This window comes from Desulfovibrio porci (assembly GCF_009696265.1).
Taxonomy (GTDB): domain Bacteria; phylum Desulfobacterota; class Desulfovibrionia; order Desulfovibrionales; family Desulfovibrionaceae; genus Desulfovibrio; species Desulfovibrio porci.
The window spans coordinates 198,525-224,375 of sequence record NZ_VUMH01000004.1; the positions used below are offsets into that span (position 1 = coordinate 198,525).

Below are 25,851 nucleotides of genomic sequence, written 5' to 3' on the forward strand. Positions count from 1 at the left end.
CTCTCTCTCTCTCTCTTATCGCTTTCACGGCAGATTATTGCGCGGCGCGCAATTCATCCAAATAGTCAGCCCACCGCTGAAGCATCTCCCGGCGTTTTTCCAGATAAGAGGCATGGTTGTAAGCATCCCGGACGGTATTCTGTTCTTTGTGAGCAAGTTGGGCCTCGATGATGTCAGCATCAAAGCCCCATTCCAGCTTCTTTTCATTAAGAATGGTGGAAAACATGGCGCGGAAGCCGTGAATGGTCATTTCCTCCTTGCTGAATCCCATTCTGCGGATACCGTTTAGCAGGGCCATGTCGGAAATGCACTGTGAAGCGGAGTAGCGACCAGGAAAGCACAACTCGCCTGAGCCGGTCAGCAGATGTAGTTCCCTGAAAAGTGTGACAACCTGTCGCGGCAGGGGAACCATATGGGCGATACGCATTTTCATGCCGCCGCCATCCTTGGCGTTTTCACGGCGGGCAGCGGGGACAATCCACAGAGCCTTGTCCAGATCGATTTCCGACCATCTGCCGCCTCGCAGTTCCATGCTGCGTAGGGCCAGATAGGGCAATATCTTGAGGGCATAGCCCACGATGACGCCGCCCTCATATTCGTCTATGCAGCGCAAGAGGTGCCCCACGGCGGCGGGGTCGGTCATGGTTGCGTAGTGCCTGGTTCGGACAGGCTTGAGAACTTCCTTGAGGCCATCAGCGGGGTTGAAAAGGATATAACCACAGGTACGCGCGAAGCGGAAAACCTGTCCGGCAGTCTCCGCCAGCTTATGCGCGGTGACTGAATGTCCGGCTGCTTCAACAGGGCGAATCGCGCTCAAGACATCCGCAGGAACAAGGGTCGTAATGGGCTTGTCGCCGATGTGCTCTTTGAGCAAATCAAGGAGCCATTGCTTTTTCTTGATCTGGGAAGCGGCGTAAACATCCTTTTTGGTGTCAAACCATTCCTGCGCGACTACCGCGAAGGTAAGGGCCTGTTCCTTGGCGATGGCTTCGGCTTCCGCCTTGGCGGCTTTCTTGTGCGCTCCAGGATCAATGTCCTTGGCAAGCAGTTCCTTGGCCTGATCTCGCTTGCCACGAGCATCCTTCAGGGAAACGGTCGGGTACGCGCCGAAACTCAGGGTTTTTCGTTTTCCGTCAAAACGGTAATCCATACGCCACAATTTTCCACCGGTGGCGGAGAGGTACAGGTACAAACCTTCGGAATCGGCAAGTTTGGTTGGAGTACCGTCAGACTTCAACTTTCGCAGCATGGTGTCGGTCAGGGGCATGGCAAAAATCCTCTGGTGTCAAAGGGTTAGCAGGTGACGGTATTTTTGAAACGGAAAGGATGCCCCGACAGGCGATACCGCCATAAATACCGTTTTTTTCGTGCGTTGTCCCTGGATTTCCCGACACCTCGTTGGACTGCCCATAGCCCAAAAAGCTAAGTCCCGCAAGGCTTTTTGAACCTTGCGGGACTTTTGTGGACTTTCAACTGGTGCCGAAGGGGAGACTCGAACTCCCACTCCCTTGCGAGAACTAGACCCTGAACCTAGCGTGTCTACCAATTCCACCACTTCGGCGCGAAAATGTATTTAGCCCAAGAGCACTTGGCTGGCAAGCATTTTTTTCAGATTTGACGATTTTTTTACATGGCGTCACAAAAACGTGACTGGCTGCCCCTTGGCGATCAGGAGCCTTAGAGTCGGAAGATTTGACAGCGTTTCCGGCATGGGGGATAGGAGGAGAACTACGGGCCAATCTCTACGCGCTCAGCGCGCGTCGTTATTTTTCACAAAGGACTTCCCATGCAAAAACTGCAAAAAGGCTTCTGGCATTATCTCGAATTCTGGCGAGCGCTTTTCCCCCGCCGCCGTGCGTTGCGCTGGCGCGAGACATGGCTGCAAAACGGCTACTGCCGCGACTGCCGCTACTGCTGCGGTCCGCAGGATTCCAACGAGCCCTTTCCCATGGCTTTGCTGCCCGGCCAGCTCCACTCCCATCTCAGCGACGACTTCTATCTGCTCAACGCGGATACGGCCTATCTGGATGCCCGCGGCTGTAAGGCCGACACGGACCATGGCTGCCGCCTCAGGCTGACGCAACGGCCCGTGGCCTGCGGGCTTTTCCCCCTGGTGCTGGTCAACGGCGGTCTGTATCTCTACAAGACCTGCCCGGCCGTGATTTTCACGCCTCTGGACCGTCTGGCGGATCTGGGTCTGGAGGCCGCCGGCTGGCTGACCGGATTCAGTCTGACGGATCTGCGCCATATTTCTCTGGACATCCCGGCCCAAACGCTGGCGGAGCGCTATATTTCGCTGAACATCAGCCTGTTTGACGCAAACGGCGTGGAGCTGCGCCTGGGCTGAGTGCGCGGCCCATTACCAGCCGGGCAAAAACGTCCGCCCGGCATACGGCTGCGGAATGCGTAAGACATCGGACAGGGGCAGGGCCAGATACCGGGCCAGAAGGCATCTGTTCAGCCCGGCATGCCCGGCCAGGATCAGCAGCCCGTCGGGATAGCGCGCCCGCCAGCGCGCGAGAGCGGCCAAGGCCCGCTCCTGCACCCGGGCAAAGCTCTCACCGCCGGACGGGCTGAACAGGGCGAAATCCCGTCCGCGCCGGGCGTACTCGCCGGGAAAGGCCCATTCCACTTCAGCGGGCGTGCGCCCTTCCCAGGCTCCCAGGTTGATCTCGCGCAGGTCCGCGTCCGCGTGCACGGGCAAGGGACGTCCGGCGACGGCCGCAAGAATGGCTGCGGTTTCCCGGCAGCGGGACAAATCCGAACAGAGCAGCGCCGTGAGCCGCGGATCAGCCAGCACCGGCGTCATATCCGCCGCCAAAGCCCTGATCTGGGAGCGGCCCGTCCCGCTCAGCGGCAGATCGCGCGCACCCACGAAACGCCGCTCCGGATTGGGCGGCAATGCGCCGTGGCGCACGAGCCAGAGCCCCCGTTCGGCCGTCACCGCCCTCCCCCGTTTCCGGCGACGGCCTCCAGCCAGACATCGTCTTCAGCCAACGCCGCCAAAGCCTCACGGGCAATCTCGGCGGGCGCCCGCCCCGCTTCACGGGCCAGACGTGCCTCCATGGCGCGGGCGCGGGCAAGGCGGCCCCGGATGGCCGCGCAGGCTTCGGGATCAGCGGCGAAAATCTCCAGCTTCTGGCCGAAACGCCGCTCAAGCGGCACAAAATCGTGGCCTCGGCAATACTTGTCCGCCAGGTAGACCAGTTCGCGTTCGCTCAGCGGAGCATGCTCGGGCAGACTCAGATCGCGATGGTCAGTCACCAGCGCAGCGGCCGCGGGCAGCCCCAGCTCCGCCAGAAAACGGCCGCCGGCTTTTTCATGGTACGGCTGTCCTTTGCATATGTCGTGCAGCAGTCCGCCTGCGCGCGCCAATTCAGGATCAGGGCCGCTGCCGGGAGCATCCTCCCGCTCTTCCCGGCGCTCGCGCAGGGTCCGCGCCAGAGCCGCCGCCACCGCGCCCACGGCGCGGGCATGACGCAAACCACGCTCCTGCACCCGGCACAGGCGCAGGAGGCTCCAGGCTTCAGCGGGCGAGAGCGCATCCCGCCCGGCAGCCAGATCTTGCAGTCGGGCGTATTCCTCAGGATGATCCATATCTTCCAGAATAAAAGAATCCGCCACCGGCACGTCCCGCCGGGGCAGGTCGGCCAGGGCCGCGCGCAGCCCGCCTTGGCCGCCCCGCCGCTCGTGGGCCAGAATATGCTCCCGGTACAGGACAGGCAGCAATGGCGGATGACCGCTTTTGCCGTTAAAAGAGGGCATAAGCACCTGAGGCGGTCCGGCCGGGGATTCCTCCGCCGCGGCGTCCAGCAGTGCGGAAAGGGTCATGGGGCGGACCAGAGGCACGTCCACCGGATGCACAAAGCAAGACTCGCAGTCCACGGGCATGGCGCGCAGGCCCGCGCAGACCGAGGAAAACATACCCCGCTCCGGCCGGGGATTGCGCGCCACGGCCAAGCCCAGATCCCGCGCGGCCGCTTCCACATCCTCGGCATGGAAACCGCTGACCACCAGAATGTCGTCCACGCCCAAGCCGCGATAGCAACGGGCCAGCCCTTCCAAGGCGGAACAAGACGCGCCGTCGGGCAGCAGGGGCAAGGGCAGCAGGGCTTTCACCGCCCCCATGCGGGAAGCCTGACCCGCCGCCAGCAATATGGCGCAATACTTCACAGCCGTACTCCTGCACAAGGCCGTTTAGCTTGCGCCGCGCCGCCCTTGGCCGGACGAATCACACGGAACGGCGACGTCGGCCCGGCGCTGGTGTCCAGCCGCCCCAGCAAAGGGCCCAGACGCGGCAAGGGACTGCCGCAACGGCAGGGGCCCGGCAACAGGCTGGCCGCGTCGCCGGTGCGATAGCGGATCAGCGGCATGGCCTCGCGGTTGAGAGTGGTCAGCACCACCTCGCCGACCCGGCCCGGCGGCAACGGCCCGCCATCGCGCGGGTCCACCACTTCCAGCAGAGTGTCCAGGGCGCGCAGATGATAACCGTCATGGGCCGGACACTCCACGGCGCAACCGAAACCGCTTTCCGTCAGGCCGTAATGATCCAGCAATTCGCACCCCCAAGCCGAGCGTAGTTTTTGCCCCAGAGCCGGATCAAGCCAATCCGCGCTGGACAGCGCCCCACGCAGCCCAGGCGGGGCGGCCCGCGGAAAGCTTCGCAGCAATGCCTCCAGTTGCGCCGGAGCGGCCACCAGTACCTGAGGCCGCCGCTCCGCCAGCCGGCAGGCCATGGCGGTCTCATCGACGGTCGACGCGGCGGGCAATCCTTCCACAAGAACGCCGGACGGCCCCAGAGCCTGGCGCAAAAGGTCCGCTACGCCATCAGGGCGCTCCGCCCCCGGCAGGAGCACGGCCAGACGGTCGCCTTCCTTCACCAGCTGGCTCAGGCCCACACGAAAAAAATCCCGGGTGCGGTCCAGATCACGCGCCGTAAAAGCCAGACGCTTGGGCGTGCCCGTGGTGCCCGAGGTTTCCAGGCTGACCATGCGTTGCACGTCACCCTGCGACACGCAGCAAAAATGCCGCCAGTCGCGCAGATGACCGGCCGTGGTGAAGGGCAGACGGACCAAATCCTCCAGTCCTTTCATTTCCAGATCACAACCGGCCAGATGCCGGGCATAAAATGAGCTGTGCGTGACGGCCCGGCGCAACAGCCGGTTCAGGGCTTCGGTTTGCGCCGCGCGCAGCCGCGACGGCAGATCCCCGGGAGAAGCCGCGCCGCAGGCCTGGCCCAGCCAGAGGTCCATGGGATGGGCAAAAGAGACGGTCCTTCCCCGGCTCATGCCCAAGCCCCGGCATAGAGGCGCGCACCGTCGCGGGCCGTGAGATTGTGCAGGCAGAAGGGCACCAGCCGCCCGTCCGGCTGGAGCACATGGATGCAGCAGCCGCGCACCCGTTCCAGATCCAGACTGTAGACGTCCTGAAAGGCCATGGCCGAAATGGTGAAGCGTTGCTCCGCTCCGGCCCGGCTCAGAAAACGGCTGAAATCGTCGGCCCCGTCCTCTGCGCAGTTCGCGCCTATCGCGCCGGGCGCGTCCGCCGTGCGTCCCGGCCCGTCTCCCTTCCAGTGCAAAGCCACAAACTGTTTGGCCTTGCGCGCGCCCTCCGCCGCCGGGGGCGGCGCGGGAGAACAGCAGGACTGCGCGGCCTGGGGCAGCCATTCCAGACGCTCACCCCCCGGGCCGGTCCGGCGGTAGGCGGCGCTGAAAGAACAGAGCGCGTGCTCGCAGCCCGGCGGGTGGAACTGCGCCAGGCGGACCAGTTCCGGCGCTTGTCGCGCCAGGGCGGCCATGACTTCGGGCAGTGTCAGCCGCGGCGCGTCGCTCAGGCTCCAGGGATAGCGGCCGAACGAGGCCACAGGCTGAAAATGCACGCCGCGCACCGCCGGTCCCAAACGGAGGGCCAGGTGGAGCAGATCGCCCAGCTCGCCGTCATTGACATGTCGGGCCAGAGTGGCCACCAGCACCACGCCCAGGCCAGCGGCGGAGCAGGCTTCCACGGCGCGGCGCTTCAGTTCCAGGCAGGGCCTGCCGCGCAGCGCTTCAAACACGGCCTCGCGCACGCCGTCCCATTGCAGATAGACGGAATCCAGACCGGCGGCCCGCAGACGAGCGGCATAGCCCGCTTCCCGGCCCAGACGCAGGCCGTTGGTGTTGAGCTGCACCAAGCCGAAACCGCACTCCCGCGCCAAGGCCACAATGGCGGGCAGGTCTTCGCGCACAGTGGGTTCGCCGCCGGAGATCTGCACATTGCAGGCCCCGGAGGCCGCCTTCAGGCTGTCCAGTTGCGCGGCCAGCGCCGTCAGGGAAGGATCGGGCGGCAGGGTTTCCGGTCCTTTTCCGGCTCCGGCGTAGCAGACCGGGCAGGCCAGATCGCAACGCATGGTCACTTCCAGCAGGCCGGTGCAGGTGTGCTGGGCGTGCCGGGCACAAAGCCCGCAGTCAAAGGGACAGCCCCCCTCTACCACTGTACGGGGTTCCGCCGGATAGGAAGGGCTTTTGGGCCGGGACCATGCTTCAAAGGGCGGCACAACCTCCGCCCCCGCATCCGGCGCGTCGCCGGGCGCGGGAGCAGGGGCGGTCCAGACCGGCACGCTGAACGCGCCGTGCTCCGGGCAGGTCTTGCGCAGAAAAACGTCTCTCTCCGCCGCATCCGGCCCGTCGGGCCGCTCGTACACGGCGTCAATGCGGCGCAGGCAGACCGGGCAAAGGCTTTGCGTGCGACGCAGAATCACAAGGCCACTCCGGCGGACGCGACGGTCAGGTCCAGATCATAACTCTCGGCCAGTTCCAAAATCTTTTCCCAGCATTCGGCCAGCAAATCGCCGCAGGCCACAGGATCGGGCGTGGCGGCCGTTCCGCTTCCGCCGGACGCCGCCCCCAAGCCCGCCGCGATGCAGCCGCAACGGATGCCGCCGTAAGAGGTGACGCGTTCATAAAACCATGTGGCATAATCGTTGAGCAAGGGCGTAAGCATGGGGTGGGCCGTCTCGTCGTCCGCGCCCTTGCCCGCCGCCAGGGCCAGAGCGCAGGCCCCGCCGGTCAGCAGGCCGCAGGGGCCGTCAGACTGGCCGATGCCATGGCAAAGTCCGTGCATGGCGCGCACCAGATCGGGATTTTGCCGGTCCTGCGCCTGAAGCATGAGCAACAGCAGCAACTGGCTGCAACAATAGCCCTGGTGGACCAAAGGCAGTAAATCCAGCATGAGGGGATTCATGAGCACTCCTTTTGCGCAATCCACAAGCCGTAGCCGAAAGCCCCGCGCCCGGATGAAACACCGCCACAGGTGCAGCCGCCGCGCAGCCAGTGGGGCGCGGCCCCGGCCCCGTACCAGACCAGCCGGGCCGCCAGATCGGCCAGCGCCGGGCTGTGGTCCTCAAAACAATGGAGCAGAAAACCCGCCCGCGCAAGCAGGCCGTCCCACTCCGCGCGCGGGCGCGCCCCGTCCAGGCAGGAAGTTCCTTCCCGACAGGCCAGCCGCGCGGCTGGCCCGCCCTCACCCTCTGTCATGTCCGCGCGCCGGAAAAGATCGCTCAACAGCAGCGCGCCGCCGGGACGCAAGGCCCTGTGACAGTCGCGCAATGCGGCCAGAGGATCGGGCAGCAGAGAAAGCACGCATTCGCAAAGCACGCCGTCCAGGCAGCCTTCGGCCAGGGGCAGCCGCGCGGCGTCAGCCCGCAGAAAAGCGGTTGCCGCGTCACGGCCCGCCCGCTCCGCCCAATTCGCGTGGCCTCGCCGGTCCAATCCCAAGAGGCGGTAGCCCCGGCCGGCCAGAAACTCCAGACTCGCGCCCGCGCCGCAGCCCATATCCAGCAGACGCGCGCCGGGCGCGAAACCGCAACAGCGCGCGCCCAGTTCCAGCGCGCGCCGGGTCAGCGCCAGACCGCCGGGCCGCCAGGTTTCGCCCGCCGCGCGTTGAAAGTCATCCTGTTCCCAGAGGGCGTTCACTTGTCTTCCAGCAGAGCTTCCACTTCCAGCATTTTGCCTTCGGCCAGGGATTTGGGCGCCATGGTCAGCCCGCACTGCGGGCAACGCGGCAAAAAAACGTCAAAGGCGCTGTTCAGATAAAAAACCTGCACCTTGCCCTGCTCCAAAGGGCAACCGCAGCGGCCGCACCGCCACTGGCCGCCGTCCGGCGGATAACTGGGTCCCATGGTCATGCGCTTTCCCCTCCCCGCCCGCAGCAGTCCGCTCCATCGGGGCCGTTTTCGTCCCCCTGGCCGCCGGAGCCGGGCACGCGCATACGGTGGCACCAGGCGTCATAGAGCACAAGTTCGCCGTCCTCGCGGCCGTATTCCACCCAGAAGGTCACCTGCCGGGGCCGCCAGGAACCCAGCCAATGCCCGTTCTCCTGATTTTCAAAGCGTTGGCCGCAGGCTTCGGCTCCGGCCACGGCCTCTTCCACATCCGAAAGCAGAATATGCTTTTCTTCCAGGCGGGCCAGCAGCTCCGGCGCCACGCGCAACGCGCCCAAAGCCGGTTCCGGCAGGTTTTCCCCCATCCAGTCGCGCAGCAGGCGGCGGCGCAGGGCCGCCCGGTTGGCCCGACGGGCCGACAGCCCGGGCCCCTTGCGGCTGCCCTTGTCCGCATCCTCCTCCGCGTCCGGTCCGGGGAAAAGCAGGTCCAGCAGGTGCCAGCTTTCCTTGCCGCCCGCCGCCAGACGGTCCCGGCACATGATGCAGGAGGTCAGCGCCGGATACGGCAGCTCGGCGGCGCGATGCCCGCTCATCTCCCGGGCCAGTTCGGGCTGGGCGCACCAGACCAGGCCGCCGTAGCCGCAACAGGCGGTAGTCGCGCCGGTCAGGCGCGGTTCTTCAAGGCGCGCGCCGCATTTACGGGCCAGACTGCGCACGGCCTCCAGCCAGACCGTGTCCCAACGGGCCGTGCAGGGATCGTGGATGGAAAAAGCCTCCGCTGCCGGAGCTCCGCCGTTCCCTTCGCGGCGCGGCGGCAGGGGCAGACCGTCCAGCACTTCCCAGACGGACACGGCCTCCGCCCCGGGCAGGGCCTGGCGCAGGGCACTCAGGCAGGAGGAGCAGGCCGCCATGATCCGGGGCCGTCCCAGCGCTTCCCACTGCTCTTTGAGCCGGGCCGTATGCCGCGCGAACAGGGCCTCGCGCCCGGCCCAGCGCGCCGGGATGCCGCAACAGGAAAGCAGCAGGGAGACGCCGCCCCGACCGTCGCGGTACGGCAGGGACGCGTGCAGAAAATCATAAAGCGCGGCTGTCTGCTCCCCGCACGAGGCTGCCAGTTGGCAGCCGGGAAAAAACAGCCATGACGCCCGTCCGCCCTCGGGCAGCGCGGAATCCGGCAGCACCAGGGCGCATTCCGGCCCGGAGGCGTTTTCCATGTCCTCCAAGGCGAATTCATGGGCCGAGGGCGGCATGAAATCGCGCTGTACCATATCCTCGCGCGCCGCCAGGCAAAGTTCGGCCATGGAGAAATTCTCCGGGCACAATTCCTCGCACTGCCCGCAGAGCGCGCAGCCGTTGATCAAAGCGTTGGCCGTGTGCAGACCCTTGACGATGGAGGCGTTATTATGAACCTGGCGGGCGTAGACGCGCGGATAGCCCTTGTATTTTTGCAGATAGACGCATTCCTTCACGCAGATCAGGCACTGGCACTGCAGACAGCGTCCGGCCTCCAGGGCCGCCTCTTCCGGCGTATAGAGCGGGCCGGAGGGCTCCACCCGCTCCAACGGAACAATGCCGTCCAGCGGGGTGTGCAGCGGGCCCTGCGCCTTTTCGCGCGCCGCCGTGAGCGATACCTTGCCCACCAGCCGCTCCAGAGTCTGGGCGGCGTGGCGGCCCTCGCCGGCTTCCGCCGAGGCCGAGGCGCAGGCATGTCCCGTGGGCGTTCGGCCGGGCCAGCCCGCGCAACAGATATTGTCGCGCCAGTGCAGGGTCCGCGCGTCCAGGCTTTCCCGTGACGGGGCCAGATCCGGGGCCGCTCCGGCATCAATGAGCAGACCGTCGAAGGTTTTTTCAGCCTGCGCCAGGCAGTCCGCATCCAGCGGCGACGGGCTGAACTCCACCTTCTGGCGGGCCAGCAGTTCCCAGTCTTCGGCCAGGGGATCACCGTCCGCCCCGTCTGCGCCTCCGGGGCGCAGGGCCGGATACCGCGCCAACAAAGCGCTTTGCGGGTCGCCCTGATAGAAAACCGTCACCGGATAGCCTTTGCGCGAAAGGTCCCAGGCCGCCGCCAGCCCCGCCAGCCCCGCGCCCAGCACAGCCAGGCGGAACTTCTTGCGCGGCATGGGCAGGGATCGGCTTTGCGTGCCCACGGCGCGCGCGCAGGCCTGCTCCAGGGCGTGGATGGCCAGGCTGCCGCCCAGATCCAGGCGCAGGCAGACGCTCTCGCAGGGGTGATCGCAAATCCGGGCCAACACGCCCGGCAGGGGCAGGTGGCGCTCCAGAAGCTTGCGGGCCTCGGCCGGGCGGCCTTCGGCCATGCGGGCCATAAAGCCCCGCACGTCCAGATTGAACGGACAGGCCGACCGGCAGTGCGGCGGACTTTCCTGGGTACAGCGGGCTTCGATTTCGTGCAGACGGTTCTGATCCATGCGTAGCGGCCTCACTCCACAGGCGGAAATGAAAGGGGGAGGTTGCCCTCCCCCCTGTTTTCGGGTTGTTTTACTTGGGCATGGCTTCCAGCACCTTTTCCGGATAGGCGGGCAGGTGCGTGATGCGCGCGCCGCAGGCGTTATAGATGGCGTTGATAATGGCCGGGTGCGGCGCGGTGAGGGGCATTTCGCCCACGCCCGACGCGCCGTGCGGGCCGTCCTTACGCGGAGTCTTCACATAGACGATTTCCATGTCGTCGGGAATCATCTGGATGGAAGGAATGCCCGCGCCGCCCATGGTGCTGTGCTTCTTGATGTCCTCATAGTCCTCGGACAGGGCCAGGCCCACGCCCTGCGCCAGACCGCCGTAGATCTGGCCGTCCACGATCAGTTCGTTGCACAGTTCGCCGATGTCGGCCACGCAGGTGAGCTTTTCCACCTGGGTTTTGCCGGTAGCCTTTTCCACGGCCACTTCGGCCATGAACAGGCCGTACATGTAGCAGGCGAAGGGGCTGCCCTGACCGTTGGCGTCACAATCCTTGGCCGGGGCGGACCACTTGCCGTCATAGCGCAACGCGCGGCCTTCGGCCTTCATGCCCTCATAGTCCAGGAAGCCGCCGGCGGGCTTGCGCATGCCCTCCATAAGGGCTTCGCAGGCCACGCGGATGGCGTTGCCCGTGACCACCTGGGAACGCGAACCGCCCGCCGGGCCGGAGTTGGGCGTCTTGCTGGTGTCGTTCATCACCAGGCGGATTTTGTCCGCCGGGACGCCCAAGGGACGCAGGGTTTCGTGGGCCGTGCCCAGCGCTCCGGAATCCGCGCCTTGGCCGTGATCTTCCCAAGAGGACCCCACGGTCACGCCGCCGTCCTCATTGAGTTCCACCCAGGCTTCGGAGGTGTCCGGGCCGTCCAGGCCCGCGCCGTACACGCCCAGAGCCACGCCCACGCCGCGTTTGACTTCGGGGGTGGATTTTTCGGCCGCGCGTTTTTTGGCGGCTTCGTATTTGGGCCGCATGATGTCGAACATCTCCGGCAGGCTCATGACTTCGGGGACCTGCCCGGTGGGCGTGGTGTCGCCTTCTTTGTAGCAGTTCAGAGCGCGCAGTTCAAAGGGGTCCATGCCCAGCTTCTCGGCCAGCATGTCCATGAGCACTTCGGAGGGGAATTCGCTCTCCGGCGCGCCGTAGCCGCGGAAGGCCGCGCCCCAGCAGTGGTTGGTGGCCACGGTGCGGCCCTTGCCCCGGATGTTGGGGATGCCGTAGCCCGCGCCGATGTACTGCGCGCCGCGCAGGGTCAGCAGGTCGCCGAATTCGGAATACGGGCCGTGGTCCACGGACCAGTCCGTTTCCATGGCCAGGATTTTGCCCTGCTTGTTGGCGGCGTAGCGCATGGTGGTCCAGAAGGGCGAACGCTTGCCGGTGTACTGCTGCTGTTGTTCATAGTTGTAGCGCAGGTGGCAGGGACGGCCCGTGGCCATGACGGCCACGCCGATCAGGGCTTCCATGGTGGGGCTGAACTTGTAGCCGAAAGTGCCGCCCGTGGTATTCTGCACCAGGACCAGATCCTTGGGGAATTCCAGGCCCAGGCCGGGCGCGATCATCAGGGCGTGCAGATGGATGCCCACGGATTTGGAGTGGATGACCACCTGGCCCTGTTCATTGATGTAGCCGTAGCCCACATCCGGCTCAATGGGCAAATGGGGCTGCCGCTGGGTGTAGAAGCTGCCTTCCGCCACCACATTGGCGGGATCGTCGAAGAAGGGTTTGGTGTCCTCGCCCTTGGCTTCGTTCTGGTCGTAGTAGACGTTGGGCGTGCCGGGATGGATTTCAATGGCGTCCGGGGCCATGGCCTCGGGCGCGCTCATGTATTCGGGCAGCAGTTCCAGATCGAATTTGACCTTTTCCGCCGCGGCGCGGGCGTTGCACTCGCTGTCCGCGCAGACGATGGCCAGGGCGTCGCCGTACTGGAAGATCTTGGAGTCATTCAGGATGGGCCGTTCCCAGCCGTCACCCTTGTTGGTGGGGAAAGTGATCAGGCCGGTGATGCGGTTTTTGCCCTTGACGTCCTTATGGGTCAGCACCCGGTAGACGCCGGGCATCTTTTCGGCTTCGGAGGTGTCGATGCCCTTGATGACGGCATGGGAAACCTTGGCCTGGGCCAGGGCCAGATGCAGGGTGTCGGGCGGCAGACGGTAAGCGGCGTCGGCGCCGAATTCCGCCACGCCCGTGACCTTGGCCACGGCACTGGGCCGGGGGATGCGCGACCCCCAGATGCGACCGTCGGCGGGCATCTTGAACTGGATGTCCTCCAGGGTTTTTGCGCCGCGCATCACGGCCGCCGCGTCCATGACCGCGTCCACCAGCGGTTTGTAGCCGGTGCAGCGGCAAATATTGTGATGTTTCTGGAACCAGTCGCGCACGTCCTCACGGCTGGGATTGGGATTTTCATCCAGCAGGCCCTTGGCCGACACGATGAAGCCCGGCGTGCAGAAACCGCACTGCGCCGCGCCGTGGTAAATCCAGGAATGCTGCAAAGGATGCAGGCAGGTGGGCGTGCCGATGCCTTCCAGGGTGGTGACGGCGGCGTTTTCCGCCACGCGGCGCATTTTGACGATGCAGGAGCGCACCACCTTGCCGTCCAGAATCACGGTACAGGCGCCGCACTGGCCCTTGCCGCAGCCCACTTTGACGCTCGTCAACTGCAACTGCCCGCGCAACACGTCAACCAGGCTGTCGTCGGGGTTGACCAGCAATCGTCTGGGAATGCCATTGACCACAAGAGTTTTTGTTTCCATGCGCGACTCCTTAGAATGTATGGATAACGTTGCCTGAAGCGGCCAATCCGCCCCAGAATTCATTTGCCGAAAGGACAAATGGGATAGTGACACTGCGGACAGGCGGAGCAGAACCCGCCGTGCCCCAGCACGGCCACGTCTTCCGCCGTCACCTCGAGTCCGGCCAGCAGGCGCGGCACCAGCAGGTCAAAAATGCTCGCCTTGTGATACATGACGCAGCCGGGCAGACCCAGCACCGGCACGCGTCCCTTGGGCGTCCGGACGTAGGCCAGCAGGAACATGGCCCCCGGATAGACGGGCGCGCCGTAACTGACCACTTCCGCCCCGGCGGCGCGGATGGCCGCCGGAGTGCGGTCGTCCGGATCCACCGACATGCCGCCGGTGACCACCACCATATCCGCGCCCTGTTGCAGGAAATCCCTGATGGCCGAGGCGGTCATTTCCACCTCGTCGCTGGTCAGGGTCTGGCCCATGACCGCGCTGCCCAGGGCTGCGAATTTTTTCCGCAGCACCGGGCCGAACCCGTCCTGAATCCGCCCGTAAAAGACTTCGCTGCCCGTGGTGACCATGCCCACCTGAAAACGCCGCAGGGGCAGCACTTCCACCACCGGGCCTCTGACCATGACCTCAAGGGCGCGCAGCTTTTCATCGTCAATCAGCAGGGGCACAACGCGGGTGCCCGCCACCTCCCGGCCCTTGTCCACCTTTTGCAGGCTGTGCAGCGTGGCCAGGGTGATTTCGCCCAGACTGTTGATGCGGCCGAGCGCGGCCACATCCACCCGCAGCAGGCCGTCACAGGCGGCGGAAAAATTGATCCGCCCTTCCTTGGGTTCGCTGAGCAGAATGTTGGCTCCGGCCGTGGCCGCCGCAATGCGGGCCGCGGCCTCGTTTTCATGCACCAGGCCCGGCTGCGGCTCAAAAACGTAAAGATGTTCCTTGCCCACTTCCAGCAGTACCGGGATGTCTTCCTCCCGCACCACATGGCCTTTGCGGAAGACCGGCCCCTTGCTCTGCCCCGGCACGATACGGGTAATGTCATGACAGAGCACGCTGCCCACAGCGTCGCGCACATCAATGGTTTTCATGGCGGCCGGTTTGGACATGAAAGAATTCTCCATTCATATGTTTTTAGCAACATATAGCAGGCATTCACTAAAAGTGCAAAGTGAAACTTTTCTTTTGGGAATAAATTGAGCGATTAAACAACGCTTCCCGGCCGCGTATTGCTGACGCGGAGATGCGCGGCGCGCATTCCCGCGGAGAATTGACAGGAGTCTTTTTCTCTGCAAGATGAACGGACAGCGCGCGGCTTTGCGTCAGTCACCCCGCGCGGCATCCCTGTCTCTACGACGGAGCGCGTATCCATGAACAGACGATTCCCCGGCCCGCCGCCCGCCTGGGCGGTTCTGCCGCTGGCTTTGGGGCTTTTCCTGCCGCTGGCCGGTTGCGGCCTCTTCTCCGACCCGCCCCCGCCGCCGGCCTATCAGCCCGGTCCGGTGGAAGCCTATCTTGCTTCCGCCGACAGCGGCGATTCCACCACCCTGGACGATCCGGACTTCGGCAAGAACGTCCGCGTCACCCTGGACGACAGCTTCACCTCGGCCAAGGGCGAGAGCTGCAAACGGGCCACTGTGCTGGCCGGGCAGAGAGAAGCCGAAGTCGTGGTCATCTGCCGGAATGCCGAAGGGCAGTGGCGGATGGCGCCTCGTGTCTGGGGGCAGGGCATCGATACCCCCTGACGGAAAGAACGCCTTTTGCCTTCTGGACTGCGTCAGAAGGCGATTGCGGCCCAGGCCTGTACCCAAGGGTACTATTCCTGAGCCGCAATCGTCTTCTTCCTTGCCAGAAAGCAAAAATCGTCCTTTCAGGCTGCCGCCCGGTGCAGTCCATGCCGCGTTCACGCCGCGCGACATGCGTAAACAAATGGCGTGATCACAGCTATGCTCAACTCATTCCGCCTCATTTTTGCTTTTCTTCTTGTGGGCCTTGTCTGCGGGAGCGCCCGGGCCGCCGACAACGTGCAGCCCTACGGGGCCAATCTTTTCCAGGGCAATTTCGCCAAAGGCCAGGATGGCGGCGCGGTGGCTCCCGGCGATCGCGTGGTGCTGCGCCTCTGGGGCGGCGCCCTCAACGTGGACGGCACCTTCACTGTGGATGCGCAGGGCCGTATCGACCTGCCGGAAGTGGGTCCGCTGCCTGTGGCCGGCCTGGCCCACGACAAGCTGGTGGACGATCTGCGCAGCAAGCTGGCGGCCACCGGCCATGCCGACACCCAGGTCTACGTGGCGCCGCTGGACGCCCGGCCCGTGTCCGTCTTTGTGACCGGCGGCGTCGCCAAACCGGGCCGCTACACGGGCTCGCCCAATGATCCGGTGCTCAGCTTTCTGGACAAGGCCGGCGGCATTGATCCATCGCGCGGCAGCTACCGGGCTGTGCGCCTGATGCGCGACGGTAACGTGGTCAGCAGCCTGGATCTCTATCCCTTTGTGCGGCGGGGCGAATTGCCCGCCGTGCGCCTGCTGGAAGGCGACACACTGGTGGTGGGCGACAAGGGTCCCACAGTCACGGCCACAGGGGCGGTGCGCAATGCCGCGCGCTTTGAATTTCTCAAGGGGCAGGCTACGGGCGCGACGCTCATGGAACTGGCCGAACCCGAACGCCAGGCCTCGCACATATCCCTCAACGGCACGCGCAACGGCGCGCCCTACGCCACCTATCTGCCGCTCAAGGAACTGCGCCACCTCACCCTTGAGGACGGCGACCGCGTGCAGTTCATGGCTGACGCCACGGGCGCCACCATGATGATCGAGGTGCAGGGCGCGGTGCGCGGCACCTCGCGCTTTCCGGTGCGCCGGGGGGCGCGCCTGAAGGACGTGCAGAACTTCATCGCCGTGGAGCCGGGGCGGGCCAATCTCAAGGCCATGTACATCAAGCGCAAGAGCGTCGCCGCCCGGCAGAAGAAAGCCATTGCCGACTCCCTGCGCCGCCTGGAGGAGACCGCGCTCACGGCCTCGTCCTCCAGCTCCGAGGAATCCCAGATCCGGGCCAAGGAAGCGGAGATGATCGCCAAATTCGTGGAGCGGGCCAAAAACGTGGAACCTGAGGGCGTGGTGGTGCTGGACAACGGCGCGGCCAGCGGCAAGCTGGCGCTGGAGGACGGCGACATCATCGTGATCCCCGGCAAGAGCGACGTGGTGCTGGTCAGCGGCGAAGTCATGGTGCCCCAGGCCATGCTCTGGAGCGAAGACAAGGATCTCGGGGATTACGTCAAGGGCGCGGGCGGCTACAGCAACCGGGCCGACCGCGACCATGTGCTGATCATGCACCAGAACGGCTCGGTATCCCAAAACGGCGACGCCATCAGGGCGGGCGACCAGATTCTGGTGCTGCCCAAGGTGGAATCCAAGAACATGCAGGCCGTCAAGGATATTTCCCAGGTGCTCATGCAGGTGGCGGTGTCCACGGGCGCGGTGCTCGGCCTGCCCTTCCTGCAATAAATGTTCGCCCCCGCAAAAAACGGCGCGCGCCCTTCCAATGAAGAACGCGCGCCGTCTGCGTTTTCAAAAATCAGTCCTTACACGGCCAGGTTAAGCTCACCGGGCACAGGGCTTGCCGCAGTTATGGCGTTCCCCGTTGGCGCGGCCGCGTTGATCACCGCGCTGTTTTCCGTGCTGACCGTGGGCACGGCAGCATGCCCGGCCGCCGCAAGGCTGGTTGCCGACGGGCTCGCGACAGCGGCGGCGCTGCCCACAGAGCCGGTTTCCACATCCAAAGGCGTTTCCCGCCCGTCCTCGGCGTTCCCCTGCTCATCCGTATGCTGCCGGGCTTCTTTGGCTTTTTCTTCCAGACGCTTTTTGAGTTCGTCCAGATTGTCCCGGGATTTTTCCGCCACATTCTGCTGTTTGTCCAGTTGCATCCGGCGGGCGGCTTTCTGCCCTTCGAGAACCCTGCGGCTCATATGCCCCCCGTCGGGATCGGCGGCCGCGCAGGCCGCCATACCCGCCGCAAGCAGGCTGTTCTGACGGTTGGCCATCTGGCCGCGCGCTTCGGCGGCGACCTGCCGGGCCCTGCTGTATTTGGATTCCTGGCTGTCGCTGGAAACAAAATTTCTGGCCATGACATTGATGCCGTCCACGCCCATACCGCGCCCCCTTCCTCCACTCCCGCACCCAAGCGGCGGAATTGCCGCTCTGGACTCCCTCTCTATTTTATCGAACGCCCGTGCTGAAGGTTTACCCATACCGCCCCGCTTGTCAGGCGGGCACCGCCCGTCTATCATGACCCTGTCGGGCGGTCTGCGCCCGCAAAGGAGCTTATAATGTTGTATTTTACTGTCGATAAAGAATTGTGTGTTTCCTGCGGCGCCTGCGCCGAGGACTGTCTGCCCCAGGCCATTCAGATGGAGGGCGAGTATCCGTCCATCCCCAATGAGGAGCACTGCATGCGCTGCCTGCATTGTCTGGCCGTCTGCCCCACCGGGGCCATTTCCATTCTGGGGCATGACCCGGCGGAAAGCGAACCGTTGAAAGGACGCCTGCCCGCGCCGGAGCAGGTGGCTACCCTGATGAAGGGCCGCCGCTCCGTGCGCCGCTATAAACAGGAAAACGTGGACCCCGCCCTGCTCCGCCGGGTGCTGGACGTGGCGGCGCACGCGCCCACCGGCGTCAACGCGCGCCAGCTGTGGGTGACGGTCATTGACGACACGGCGAGCATGGACGCCTTCCGGAAGGAAGTGTACCAGCGCCTGGAAGACCTGGTACGGGAAAACCGCATGCCGGAAAATCCGCGCCGCCAGTTTTTCTCCAGCGCGCCGGAACTCTGGCGCAAGGGGCTGGACCCCATTTTCCGGCACGCGCCCCATTGCATTCTGGTCTCCAATGCCAAGGACGCCCCCTGCCGGGAACAGGATTCGCTGATCTATCTTTCGTATTTTGAACTCATGGCCCAGAGCGGCGGCCTGGGCACGGTCTGGTGCGGCCTGCTCTACTGGTGTCTGCGGCTGGTGCTGCCCGAACTGATCCCCCGCCTGGGCATTCCGGAGACGCACGAACTTGGCTACGCCATGCTGTTCGGCTCTCCGGCGGTGCAGTATCAGCGCACGGCGGAACGCGGCCCGGCCGACGTCCATCGGGTGATCTGGCCCGCGCGCTGAGCAATGCAGGGCCTTCATCCTGCGGTTCAGCGCAGTTGCGTCGCCGGATGAAGGCCCGTTTCCGGAACATCTCAACAGTCACTCCGAGGTAATCTTCCCGTCTTGGAGAGTTGTTCGAAAGAGCTCTTGAGCACGACGCTCAAACCAATGGAAAATACGCTTGAGGGCAATACAGTACGGATTTTCCGGCTTCTTTCTCAAATGTGGCGGCGATACACTGCATTGCCCCCGTCGCGGTTGAACTGCGCTGCCGGAGCATGCGCGTCAGGCCCTGACCCGCTCCACCAGCCTCTTGCCCGCGCCGCCCCCCTGGTATAACATGCGAATATATATTCACTTCATTCCGCAGAGGACATCACATGCCTGTAGCCACCTTCCCTCTGGGCCCCTTGCAGACCAACAGTTATCTTATCCACAATGCAGAACGGGCCGTGGCCGTGGACGTGGGCGGCGAGCCCGCGCCCATGCTTGAATATCTGACGGAACACAAGCTCGCTCTGTCCGCCATCTGTCTCACCCACAGGCACTTCGACCACCTTTACGGCGTGGCCGAACTGGCTGGAGCCACCAAGGCCGTGGTCTACGCCCCCACGGGCGACGACAGCCTGGCCGAAACCGAATCCGGCAGGGGCGGCATCTGGGGCTTCCCGCCGGTGCCGCCTTTCGACAGCCTGCCCATGCCCACGGGGCAAGCCGACTTCGGCGGCATGGAGTGCCGGGTGCTGGAGACGCCGGGTCACACGCCGGGCGGGGTCTCCCTGTACTTTCCGGCGGAAAAGCTGGTCTTCACCGGCGACGCGCTCTTTTACCGCTCCATGGGCCGCACGGACTTCCCCGGCGGCGACCAGGCCACCCTGCTGCATTCCATCGCGGACGTGCTTTTCAAGCTGCCGGACGACACCACGGTCTATCCCGGCCACGGCCCGGCCACCAGCATCGGCGACGAGCGCAGAAACAATCCCTTCTGCGGCGAGTTCGGGGCGTGAACCGGATTCTGGCGCTTTTGTGCAGCCCCCGGCCTGACGGCGTTTCCGACAACCTGGCCCGCCTTTTCGCCGAAGGCGCGGTCGAGGCCGGGGCCGGGGTGCGCCTTGAGCCCCTGCGCCGCTACGCCATCGCCCCCTGCATCGGCTGCGGGGCCTGCTCCCGTCCCCCGCACAACTGCGTGCTGGCCAAGAACGGAGATCAGGCCGAAGAGCTGTTTTCCCTGCTTCAGGCCGCGCCTCTGGTGCTGCTGGCCGCGCCTGTCTACTTTTACGCCCTGCCCGCCCGTTTCAAAGCCTTCATCGACCGGGGGCAGCGTTTCTGGGCCGCGCGGTCGCAGGCCGACGCCGCCAAGGGCGGCGAGTCCCTCCTTCCGCCCAAGCCCGTGCTGGCGGCCCTGGCCGCCGGAAGGCCGCGCGGCGGCCAGTTGTTCAACGGCGCTCTGCTGACCCTCAAATACTTTCTGGCTCCGCAAAACGCCCGTATTCAGGACACACGCCTGCTGCGCGGCCTGGACAAGCCGGAAGACCTGTGGGCGCGACCGGCGGTCTGCGATGCGTTGCGCGCCTGGGGACGCCATTGGGGTGAGAGGGTTACGGCCCGGGCGAAAGACGGACGCGTGGAGTGATCCCCGGCCTTCTACGGCGTTGGGGCCATATTCTGGGGCTGAGCCAGACGCGTTGCGCGCACTGCCTGCGCCCTTTTTTGCCCGCCGGAGACGCCCTCGGCGCTTCCGCGAACGACGACGTCGCGGGGGCCGCCGCGCCGCTCTGTCCGGCATGCCGGACGCTGTTTTCCCCATACCGGGGGCCGCGCTGTCCGCGTTGCGGCCTGCCCACGGCAGAAGCGCGCGCGTCGGGCCAAGCCGTCGCATTGTCCCGGCCCGACCCGGAGAGCCGTTGCGGCCAATGCCTGAATGATGATCCGCCCTGGGACAGCCTGGCCTATTACGGCCTGTATTGCGATGCGTTACGCGACGCCTTGCTGCGGCTCAAATTCGATGGGGAACTCTCCCTGGCTCCGTTGCTCGGAGCCTGTCTGCTGGAAGCTTCCCGCTGTCTGCCGTCTCCCGACGCGCTGCTGGCCGTGCCGCAACACCCGGCCCATCTGCGCCGCCGGGGTTTCAATCAGGCTCACGAGCTGGCCAAGGCGCTACATTGTCTTACGGGCCTGCCTCTGCGCCCGGAGCTGCTGCGCCGCACGAAAACAGGCCCGCCGCAGGCCGGATTGTCCGCCACCCTGCGCCGCCGCAATGTGCTGGACTCTTTTCAGGCCGCGCCCCAGGCCCACGGCCTGCGCCTCTGGCTGATTGACGACGTGATGACCACAGGCAGCACCCTGGCGGCGGCCTGTCTGGCCCTGCGCTCGGCCGGGGCCCTGCAGGTGCGCGCGCTCTTCGTCGCACGGACGCCGAGGCACGGTTGAAGCCCGCCGCAGGCATGACAACGCCCGACCCTTTTGCTATGGTGGGCGCGGCGCGGCGCTCCTGACCGCAAACGCCGCGCCCGTGCCCGCATCTTCGCGCGGCGCGGGTTTGTAATGCCTTTGGGAGATCTCATGCCGCGCGCCTTTTTCTCTCTTCACCGCCTGTTGTCTTTGCCGTTTCCGTCGCGTCTGTTCCTGCTCGCATTTCTGTGCTGCCTTGCGGCCGCGCGCCCCGCTTCAGCCCAGATGACCCTGCTGGTGCCCAGTCAGCCCGGCATCGAAGCTCCGGCCAAGGCCAAGGAAGAGCAGAAAAAAAACACTGCGGAACAAAACGCGGTCCAGGCCCCGGCCAAAGCAGCGCCTGAGGCCGTCCAGCCCCCAAAGCCGCAGGACGGTGCGGGCAAGGCCAAGCAGCAGGCCGACGGACAAATTCCGGCCACCCCCGACGCCGCCAAAGCTGTGGAAGCCGCCGGGCGGAATGCCACAGTCCCGGTATCCGCCGACGCGGCCAACGACGAAGGAGAGCTCCAGACGCCGCCCATCAGCGAGGAAGTGGACGTGCTGATCAGCATGATGCGTCCCTTCCGGCATGAAGGCCTGCCCATGGACATGCCGCAGCTTTTCGCGGTGCTGCGCTATGACGACAATACGCCCGTCAAGGACGGCGTGCTCCAGCCCGAACGGCATGACCTGCTGGGCGACGTGGAGGAAATCCGCTACCTGGATCAGAAGGCATGGGGGGCCAATGTGGCTCTGAGCCGACCCGGCCTCTACCAGTTCATCATTGAGGCCCGCCCCTGGTGGGATGCCGCCCGCGACCGCTTTGTGCAGCATTACGTCAAAACCACCCTGCCCGTGTACGGCGTGGAGCGCGGCTGGGAACTGCCCGTGGGACAGCGCTTTGAAATCCAACCCCTGACCCGTGCCTTCGGCCTGACCGCCCCGGCCCTCTTTTCCGGCCGCGTGCTGTTCAACGGCAAGCCTCTGGACAATGCGCCGGTGCGCATGGCCCGGATCAACACGGACAAACAGAACGCGCCCACGCCCTGGCATGAGGAGCTGGCGGCCCGCACCGACGGCGAAGGACGCTTCGCCTTTGTGCTCAATCAGCCGGGCTGGTGGTGCTGCGCGGCCACTGCCGCCGGTGATCCGCTCAAAGGACCGGACGGTCAGCCCAAGCCTCTGGAACTGGGCGCGCTGTTCTGGCTCTATGTGGACGGCGCGACTGCCGAAGCCCGCAAACGCTGAGACAGCTCTTTTCCATCTGTTGCGCCACTAACGGGCCGGGCATTGTCCGGCCCTCTTTGTTTGCGATCCCCGCAGGCGAAGCAGGAGCCGGCTGACTCAGGGGCATGTATCTTGCTTATTTGATAGGTCAGCAAGGAAAAAAATTCCGTGTGCGGGAGGGATAGTTTATGGATAGTGTAAATTTCCTGAATGGTTCCGTACAAGGCGACATGAGAGCACAGTCAACTCAGAATATCTTGAACTATCACAGGACGTTCACTGCTGCGCAAAGGGATAATAACGGCGGGGTTGATACTGTAGATATTTCTGATGAAGGGAAACACCTTGCGCTTGAATTCCGCGAAGCCCTTGGAATGGACGCCTCTGGAAAAATAAATGTCAATCGCTGTGAAGGCGATGCGGAAACAATGGAAGCCATTCAGGATGAATTGGAGAGTCTCACTGAGCAATTATCTGAAATTGCAGGCAGGCAGCCACAGACCGAAGAAATGAAGCAGGCTGCCGCTGAAATAAAGCAAAGGATACATGATCTCAAAAAACAAGGCAAAAAATCCGCTTCGATGCCCTAAGTAAGCGTGATATTCATCCGGCGGGTGGACAAATTTTCCTCCAAGACGGCGATCTTGCTTTTTCCCCAAAAATCCATATAGTATACATACTGCGCGCAGTGACGTGAAGCCGCGCCTCACATCAACCCACCCCCGCAACGGGAGTTTTTGCATGAAAGCAAGTGCCATTCTGATCGCAATATTTCTGTTTTTTTCCGCCTTTGTCCTTACCCTGCCCGAATCGGCCGACGCCGCGCGCATGGGCGGCGGCCGCTCCTTCGGCGGCAAACCCTTCATGAGCCAGCCCGCGCCCGCGCCGACCATGCGCCAGCAGACGCCCGGCGCGCAACGCCAGCCCATGAACCAGGCGCAGGCCGGTCAGGCCGCGCAGCGCCCCGGCATGTTCGGCGGCATGGGCGGCCTGTTCGGCGGTCTGCTGGCCGGCACCCTGCTCGGTTCCCTGCTTGCGGGCAACGGCTTCTCGGGCGGCGGCTTTATGGACATCATTCTCATCGGCCTGCTGGTCTTCCTCGGGCTCAAGCTCTTCGCCCGCTTCCGTAACCGGCAGGCTCCCGCGCCCGCCGGGGCCGGAGCGCAGGGCGCGGCCATGGGCGGTCTGCACGGCGACCTGCGCGAGGACAGCGCCTCCCAGGGCATGCGCCGCGACAACGCGGCCTCCGGCTGGGACGTGCTGCGCGACACGGGCCGGGGCGGCGCGGACCAAGCGCAGGACTTTGACGCCGCGCCGCGCGTGGACGTGCCCCAGGGCTTTGACGTGGATGAATTTCTGCGCGGAGCCAAGATGGCCTACAACCGCTTGCAGCATTCATGGGATAAGCGCGATCTGAACGATATCGCCCAGTTCGCAACGCCCGCCGTGCTGGACGCCGTACGCGAGCAACTGGCGGCCGAGCCCACGCCGAGCACCACGGAAGTGCTGCTGGTCAACGCCCAGTTGCTGGGTGTGGAAAACGACGGCGACGACCAGCGCGCCCAGGTTTTCTTTGACGTGCTGCTGCGCGAGAGTCCGGACCAGCAGGCTCCGTCCTCGGTACGCGAAGTCTGGCATTTTGTGCGCCCCATAGCGGGCGGCACCTGGAAGTTGGACGGCATTCAGCAGGTGGAGTGACCCCCGGCCCATTCCGCCCTCTGCGGCTGCCGCAAAATCGGCAGTTCCGAAAATCAGAAGCAGGCCGCAGCCTTGCCGCGCCGTCAGTGGGGCGAAGGCTGCCCGGAAAGGGCCTTTCCCCTGGCTGCGAAACAGGTTAGGTAAACAAACAGCGGCGCAACGACTGATTTTCGTGTCGTGCCGCCCGGCGAATTTTCTTGAAAACCAGCCTGCGGCGGCCTAAACGCCGCGAAGCGAATTTGTCATTATCAGTCCGGGGCCGGAAGCGGCAGCTTTCGGCCCCCTTTTTTGAACCAGCGGAGAGTAGTATGGAAAATTACGTTGCCAAACACGATAAACTGATGCGCCACCTGCAAATGAGCATTGAAAGCGCCAGCCGGGGCTACGCCAAGGTGAGCATGCCCCTGACCGAGAACCATAAAAACGGCATGGGCGTGGCCCACGGCGGAGCCATCTTTGCCCTGGCCGACGTGGCCTTCGGCGCGGCGGCCAATGCCGACCGGGAAACCGGCGTGGTCAGCTTGAGCACCACCATTGAATTTCTACGCCCCGGCAAAACCGGCCCGCTCACGGCGGAAGCCCGCGTAGTGCGCGACGGCCAGCATGTGCAGAGCTATGACGTGCAGATTTTTGACGGCTCGGGCGCGCTGATCGCCAGAACCATGGCCGCGGGCTTTCTGACGGACGTGCCCCTGCCCCGCTGAATCCTTTGCCGGGTCCGCATGACCTGAAACAAAAAGAACGGCGTTTCGAAAGTCACATTCGAAACGCCGTTTTCGCGTGAAGCTTATCCGCGCGCGGATCGAAATCCGTACCGAACCGTTTTTATATGGAAATTCCATCAGTTCCCAGCGGCAGCAGGAGCGTGAATACCGCGCCGCCGTCCGCGCCGTTGACGGCGGTCAGCTCATAGCCGCGCCCATGCGCCAGGGAGCGGGCCACAGTCAGTCCCAGGCCCGCGTACCGGCCCGAAAGCCCCTTGGAGCCACAGCTCTCGCGGGTACTGAAAAAAGGCTCAAAAATATGGGGCAGCACATCCGGGGCGATGCCGTGCCCGCTGTCCGCCACCCGCAGCTCATACCAACCCCGCTCTTCGCCGCCCTGCGCCGCGTCCCCGGCCCCTTCCTCGCGGCGCACACGGGCCGCAATGCGCAGCAGGCCGCCCTCGGGCATGGCGTCCAGAGCGTTCTCCACCAGATGCAGACAAATCTGCTGTAACTCCAGGGCCGATCCCAAGGGCCGCGCCGCGCGCGTTTCCGGCGGGAAATCCAGTTCGCAGCGCACGCCCGCGCCGTCCAGGCGGGAGCGGGTCAACTCCAGCACGCGGGCGAGGATTTCGGGCACATCCAGCGGCTGCACGCGCCCGTCCAGGCCGTGCCCCACCATGAGCAGCTTGCGGGTGATCTCGCGCACGCGCAGGCTCTGCGCGCGGATGGTGTCCACGGCGGTGCGCAATTCCTCCAGATCCGGCAGGACGGCGGCTTCCGGGTCGTCCAGGCTGTCCTTGATCAGACCGGCGGCCTGAACCATGATGTTCAGCGGATTGTTGACCTCGTGGGCCACGCCCTCGGCCACCCGCCCGAGGCTGCGCAGGCGCGCCGCCTCGGCCAGCCGGGCCGCCTGCCGCCGCGCCTGGGCCCGGTCGCGCGCCTTGGCGCATTCTGCCAGCACGCCGTCCACGGACACCGGTTTGGAGAGCCAGTTGCGCGCGCCGCGCCGCATGGCCTGCACGGCCCTGCCCATGTCCGCCGCGCCGGAAAGCATGACCACGTCCAGATCAGGATAGCGTTCGCGCAGAATCTTGAGCAGGGTCACGCCGTCCATGCCCGGCAGGCCCACGTCCAGAAAGACGAGATCCCACTCGCCCTCGGCCAGCATGACCAGGGCGGCCTCCGCATCAAGGGCCACCCCGGTTTCCATGCCGCGCAGTTCCAGACGTTCGGCCAGAGGCCGGGCAAATGCCGCTTCGTCGTCAACCAGCAGTACGCGCATGCCCTTTACCCCG

At 65.0% G+C, this 25,851-nt stretch carries 24 protein-coding genes and 1 tRNA gene; 11 read left to right on the forward strand and 14 right to left on the reverse strand.

Going from position 1 to position 25,851, the window contains the following annotated elements:
* Positions 1-34: 34 nt before the first annotated feature.
* Together FYJ44_RS05885 and FYJ44_RS05890 are read right to left on the reverse strand one after the other, a co-directional pair.
* A complete protein-coding gene (locus FYJ44_RS05885; protein WP_154510066.1) occupies positions 35-1,267 on the reverse strand; it encodes a tyrosine-type recombinase/integrase in 1,233 nt (410 codons plus the stop codon).
* 207 nt (positions 1,268-1,474) lie between these two features.
* A tRNA-Leu gene (locus FYJ44_RS05890) sits at positions 1,475-1,561 on the reverse strand.
* Between the two features lie 225 nt (positions 1,562-1,786).
* Between FYJ44_RS05890 and FYJ44_RS05895 the strand changes: the two genes are divergently transcribed.
* Positions 1,787-2,347, forward strand: coding sequence for a hypothetical protein (locus FYJ44_RS05895; RefSeq protein WP_154510068.1), 561 nt, complete (start codon positions 1,787-1,789; stop codon positions 2,345-2,347).
* A gap of 12 nt (positions 2,348-2,359) precedes the next feature.
* Here FYJ44_RS05895 and FYJ44_RS05900 read toward each other — a convergent pair whose 3' ends face one another.
* From FYJ44_RS05900 to FYJ44_RS05945, 10 genes are all read right to left on the reverse strand, one after another.
* Positions 2,360-2,944 carry a histidine phosphatase family protein gene (locus tag FYJ44_RS05900; RefSeq protein ID WP_288229400.1) on the reverse strand — a complete coding sequence of 195 codons (585 nt, stop codon included), beginning with the start codon at positions 2,942-2,944 and terminating at the stop codon, positions 2,360-2,362.
* Positions 2,941-4,173 (reverse strand): DVU_1551 family NTP transferase, encoded by a 1,233-nt coding sequence (locus tag FYJ44_RS05905; RefSeq protein ID WP_288229398.1) that lies wholly within the window; start codon positions 4,171-4,173, stop codon positions 2,941-2,943. Before FYJ44_RS05905 ends, FYJ44_RS05900 begins: the two co-directional genes overlap by 4 nt.
* On the reverse strand, positions 4,170-5,288 hold the full coding sequence (locus FYJ44_RS05910; RefSeq protein WP_229772535.1) for a DVU_1553 family AMP-dependent CoA ligase: 1,119 nt from the start codon (positions 5,286-5,288) through the stop codon (positions 4,170-4,172). Before FYJ44_RS05910 ends, FYJ44_RS05905 begins: the two co-directional genes overlap by 4 nt.
* Positions 5,285-6,739, reverse strand: coding sequence for a radical SAM (seleno)protein TrsS (trsS, locus tag FYJ44_RS05915; RefSeq protein ID WP_288229397.1), 1,455 nt, complete (start codon positions 6,737-6,739; stop codon positions 5,285-5,287). Before trsS ends, FYJ44_RS05910 begins: the two co-directional genes overlap by 4 nt.
* Positions 6,736-7,221 carry a DVU_1555 family C-GCAxxG-C-C protein gene (locus FYJ44_RS05920; RefSeq protein WP_154510072.1) on the reverse strand — a complete coding sequence of 162 codons (486 nt, stop codon included), beginning with the start codon at positions 7,219-7,221 and terminating at the stop codon, positions 6,736-6,738. Before FYJ44_RS05920 ends, trsS begins: the two co-directional genes overlap by 4 nt.
* Positions 7,218-7,952 carry a DVU_1556 family methyltransferase gene (gene trsM / locus FYJ44_RS05925; protein ID WP_288229395.1) on the reverse strand — a complete coding sequence of 245 codons (735 nt, stop codon included), beginning with the start codon at positions 7,950-7,952 and terminating at the stop codon, positions 7,218-7,220. The genes FYJ44_RS05920 and trsM overlap by 4 nt, the downstream gene beginning before the upstream one ends.
* Positions 7,949-8,164, reverse strand: a complete 216-nt coding sequence (locus tag FYJ44_RS05930; RefSeq protein WP_154510076.1) for a DVU_1557 family redox protein — start codon at positions 8,162-8,164, stop codon at positions 7,949-7,951. The genes trsM and FYJ44_RS05930 overlap by 4 nt, the downstream gene beginning before the upstream one ends.
* Entirely contained in the window at positions 8,161-10,566 is a 2,406-nt protein-coding gene (locus FYJ44_RS05935; protein ID WP_154510078.1) for a pyridine nucleotide-disulfide oxidoreductase/dicluster-binding protein, read from the reverse strand. The genes FYJ44_RS05930 and FYJ44_RS05935 overlap by 4 nt, the downstream gene beginning before the upstream one ends.
* Positions 10,567-10,636: 70 nt before the next feature.
* On the reverse strand, positions 10,637-13,360 hold the full coding sequence (locus FYJ44_RS05940) for a molybdopterin-dependent aldehyde oxidoreductase (protein ID WP_154510080.1): 2,724 nt from the start codon (positions 13,358-13,360) through the stop codon (positions 10,637-10,639).
* Positions 13,361-13,419: 59 nt separating this feature from the next.
* Entirely contained in the window at positions 13,420-14,445 is a 1,026-nt protein-coding gene (locus FYJ44_RS05945) for a molybdopterin-binding protein (RefSeq protein ID WP_353867104.1), read from the reverse strand.
* A 279-nt stretch (positions 14,446-14,724) separates the two neighbouring features.
* Between FYJ44_RS05945 and FYJ44_RS05950 the strand changes: the two genes are divergently transcribed.
* Together FYJ44_RS05950 and FYJ44_RS05955 are read left to right on the forward strand one after the other, a co-directional pair.
* Positions 14,725-15,099, forward strand: a complete 375-nt coding sequence (locus FYJ44_RS05950) for an RT0821/Lpp0805 family surface protein (protein WP_154510084.1) — start codon at positions 14,725-14,727, stop codon at positions 15,097-15,099.
* A gap of 201 nt (positions 15,100-15,300) precedes the next feature.
* Entirely contained in the window at positions 15,301-16,857 is a 1,557-nt protein-coding gene (locus tag FYJ44_RS05955) for a polysaccharide biosynthesis/export family protein (protein ID WP_154510086.1), read from the forward strand.
* A 77-nt stretch (positions 16,858-16,934) separates the two neighbouring features.
* Here FYJ44_RS05955 and FYJ44_RS14615 read toward each other — a convergent pair whose 3' ends face one another.
* A complete protein-coding gene (locus FYJ44_RS14615) occupies positions 16,935-17,501 on the reverse strand; it encodes a hypothetical protein (RefSeq protein ID WP_229772536.1) in 567 nt (188 codons plus the stop codon).
* Between the two features lie 177 nt (positions 17,502-17,678).
* Between FYJ44_RS14615 and FYJ44_RS05965 the strand changes: the two genes are divergently transcribed.
* From FYJ44_RS05965 to FYJ44_RS06000, 8 genes are all read left to right on the forward strand, one after another.
* Positions 17,679-18,512: a nitroreductase family protein gene (locus FYJ44_RS05965; RefSeq protein ID WP_154510088.1), complete on the forward strand. Its 834-nt coding sequence runs from the start codon at positions 17,679-17,681 to the stop codon at positions 18,510-18,512.
* Between the two features lie 359 nt (positions 18,513-18,871).
* Positions 18,872-19,498, forward strand: a complete 627-nt coding sequence (locus FYJ44_RS05970) for an MBL fold metallo-hydrolase (protein ID WP_154510090.1) — start codon at positions 18,872-18,874, stop codon at positions 19,496-19,498.
* The gene (locus FYJ44_RS05975; protein WP_288229390.1) at positions 19,495-20,124 is read left to right on the forward strand and encodes a flavodoxin family protein; all 630 of its coding nucleotides are present in this window, start codon (positions 19,495-19,497) and stop codon (positions 20,122-20,124) included. The genes FYJ44_RS05970 and FYJ44_RS05975 overlap by 4 nt, the downstream gene beginning before the upstream one ends.
* The gene (locus FYJ44_RS05980) at positions 20,121-20,921 is read left to right on the forward strand and encodes a ComFC family protein (RefSeq protein WP_288229389.1); all 801 of its coding nucleotides are present in this window, start codon (positions 20,121-20,123) and stop codon (positions 20,919-20,921) included. Before FYJ44_RS05975 ends, FYJ44_RS05980 begins: the two co-directional genes overlap by 4 nt.
* A gap of 132 nt (positions 20,922-21,053) precedes the next feature.
* Positions 21,054-22,169 carry a DUF4198 domain-containing protein gene (locus FYJ44_RS05985; RefSeq protein WP_154510092.1) on the forward strand — a complete coding sequence of 372 codons (1,116 nt, stop codon included), beginning with the start codon at positions 21,054-21,056 and terminating at the stop codon, positions 22,167-22,169.
* Between the two features lie 167 nt (positions 22,170-22,336).
* On the forward strand, positions 22,337-22,738 hold the full coding sequence (locus FYJ44_RS05990; protein ID WP_154510094.1) for a hypothetical protein: 402 nt from the start codon (positions 22,337-22,339) through the stop codon (positions 22,736-22,738).
* 151 nt (positions 22,739-22,889) lie between these two features.
* The gene (locus FYJ44_RS05995) at positions 22,890-23,846 is read left to right on the forward strand and encodes a Tim44 domain-containing protein (protein WP_154510096.1); all 957 of its coding nucleotides are present in this window, start codon (positions 22,890-22,892) and stop codon (positions 23,844-23,846) included.
* Positions 23,847-24,154: 308 nt separating this feature from the next.
* The gene (locus tag FYJ44_RS06000) at positions 24,155-24,550 is read left to right on the forward strand and encodes a PaaI family thioesterase (RefSeq protein WP_154510098.1); all 396 of its coding nucleotides are present in this window, start codon (positions 24,155-24,157) and stop codon (positions 24,548-24,550) included.
* 121 nt (positions 24,551-24,671) lie between these two features.
* On the opposite strand, the gene FYJ44_RS06005 is transcribed toward FYJ44_RS06000, so the two are convergent.
* Positions 24,672-25,838: a hybrid sensor histidine kinase/response regulator gene (locus tag FYJ44_RS06005; protein WP_154510100.1), complete on the reverse strand. Its 1,167-nt coding sequence runs from the start codon at positions 25,836-25,838 to the stop codon at positions 24,672-24,674.
* Positions 25,839-25,851 lie beyond the last annotated feature (13 nt).

Bases quoted from the DNA above. Each gene is read 5' to 3' on its own strand.
- FYJ44_RS05885 (WP_154510066.1), bottom strand. From the start codon at position 1,267: ATGCCCCTGACCGACACCATGCTGCGAAAGTTGAAGTCTGACGGTACT.
- FYJ44_RS05895 (WP_154510068.1), top strand. From the start codon at position 1,787: ATGCAAAAACTGCAAAAAGGCTTCTGGCATTATCTCGAATTCTGGCGA.
- FYJ44_RS05910 (WP_229772535.1), bottom strand. From the start codon at position 5,288: ATGAGCCGGGGAAGGACCGTCTCTTTTGCCCATCCCATGGACCTCTGG.
- FYJ44_RS05920 (WP_154510072.1), bottom strand. From the start codon at position 7,221: ATGAATCCCCTCATGCTGGATTTACTGCCTTTGGTCCACCAGGGCTAT.
- FYJ44_RS05930 (WP_154510076.1), bottom strand. From the start codon at position 8,164: ATGACCATGGGACCCAGTTATCCGCCGGACGGCGGCCAGTGGCGGTGC.
- FYJ44_RS05935 (WP_154510078.1), bottom strand. From the start codon at position 10,566: ATGGATCAGAACCGTCTGCACGAAATCGAAGCCCGCTGTACCCAGGAA.
- FYJ44_RS05940 (WP_154510080.1), bottom strand. From the start codon at position 13,360: ATGGAAACAAAAACTCTTGTGGTCAATGGCATTCCCAGACGATTGCTG.
- FYJ44_RS05945 (WP_353867104.1), bottom strand. From the start codon at position 14,445: ATGAAAACCATTGATGTGCGCGACGCTGTGGGCAGCGTGCTCTGTCAT.
- FYJ44_RS05950 (WP_154510084.1), top strand. From the start codon at position 14,725: ATGAACAGACGATTCCCCGGCCCGCCGCCCGCCTGGGCGGTTCTGCCG.
- FYJ44_RS05955 (WP_154510086.1), top strand. From the start codon at position 15,301: ATGCTCAACTCATTCCGCCTCATTTTTGCTTTTCTTCTTGTGGGCCTT.
- FYJ44_RS14615 (WP_229772536.1), bottom strand. From the start codon at position 17,501: ATGGGCGTGGACGGCATCAATGTCATGGCCAGAAATTTTGTTTCCAGC.
- FYJ44_RS05965 (WP_154510088.1), top strand. From the start codon at position 17,679: ATGTTGTATTTTACTGTCGATAAAGAATTGTGTGTTTCCTGCGGCGCC.
- FYJ44_RS05970 (WP_154510090.1), top strand. From the start codon at position 18,872: ATGCCTGTAGCCACCTTCCCTCTGGGCCCCTTGCAGACCAACAGTTAT.
- FYJ44_RS05985 (WP_154510092.1), top strand. From the start codon at position 21,054: ATGCCGCGCGCCTTTTTCTCTCTTCACCGCCTGTTGTCTTTGCCGTTT.
- FYJ44_RS05990 (WP_154510094.1), top strand. From the start codon at position 22,337: ATGGATAGTGTAAATTTCCTGAATGGTTCCGTACAAGGCGACATGAGA.
- FYJ44_RS05995 (WP_154510096.1), top strand. From the start codon at position 22,890: ATGAAAGCAAGTGCCATTCTGATCGCAATATTTCTGTTTTTTTCCGCC.
- FYJ44_RS06000 (WP_154510098.1), top strand. From the start codon at position 24,155: ATGGAAAATTACGTTGCCAAACACGATAAACTGATGCGCCACCTGCAA.
- FYJ44_RS06005 (WP_154510100.1), bottom strand. From the start codon at position 25,838: ATGCGCGTACTGCTGGTTGACGACGAAGCGGCATTTGCCCGGCCTCTG.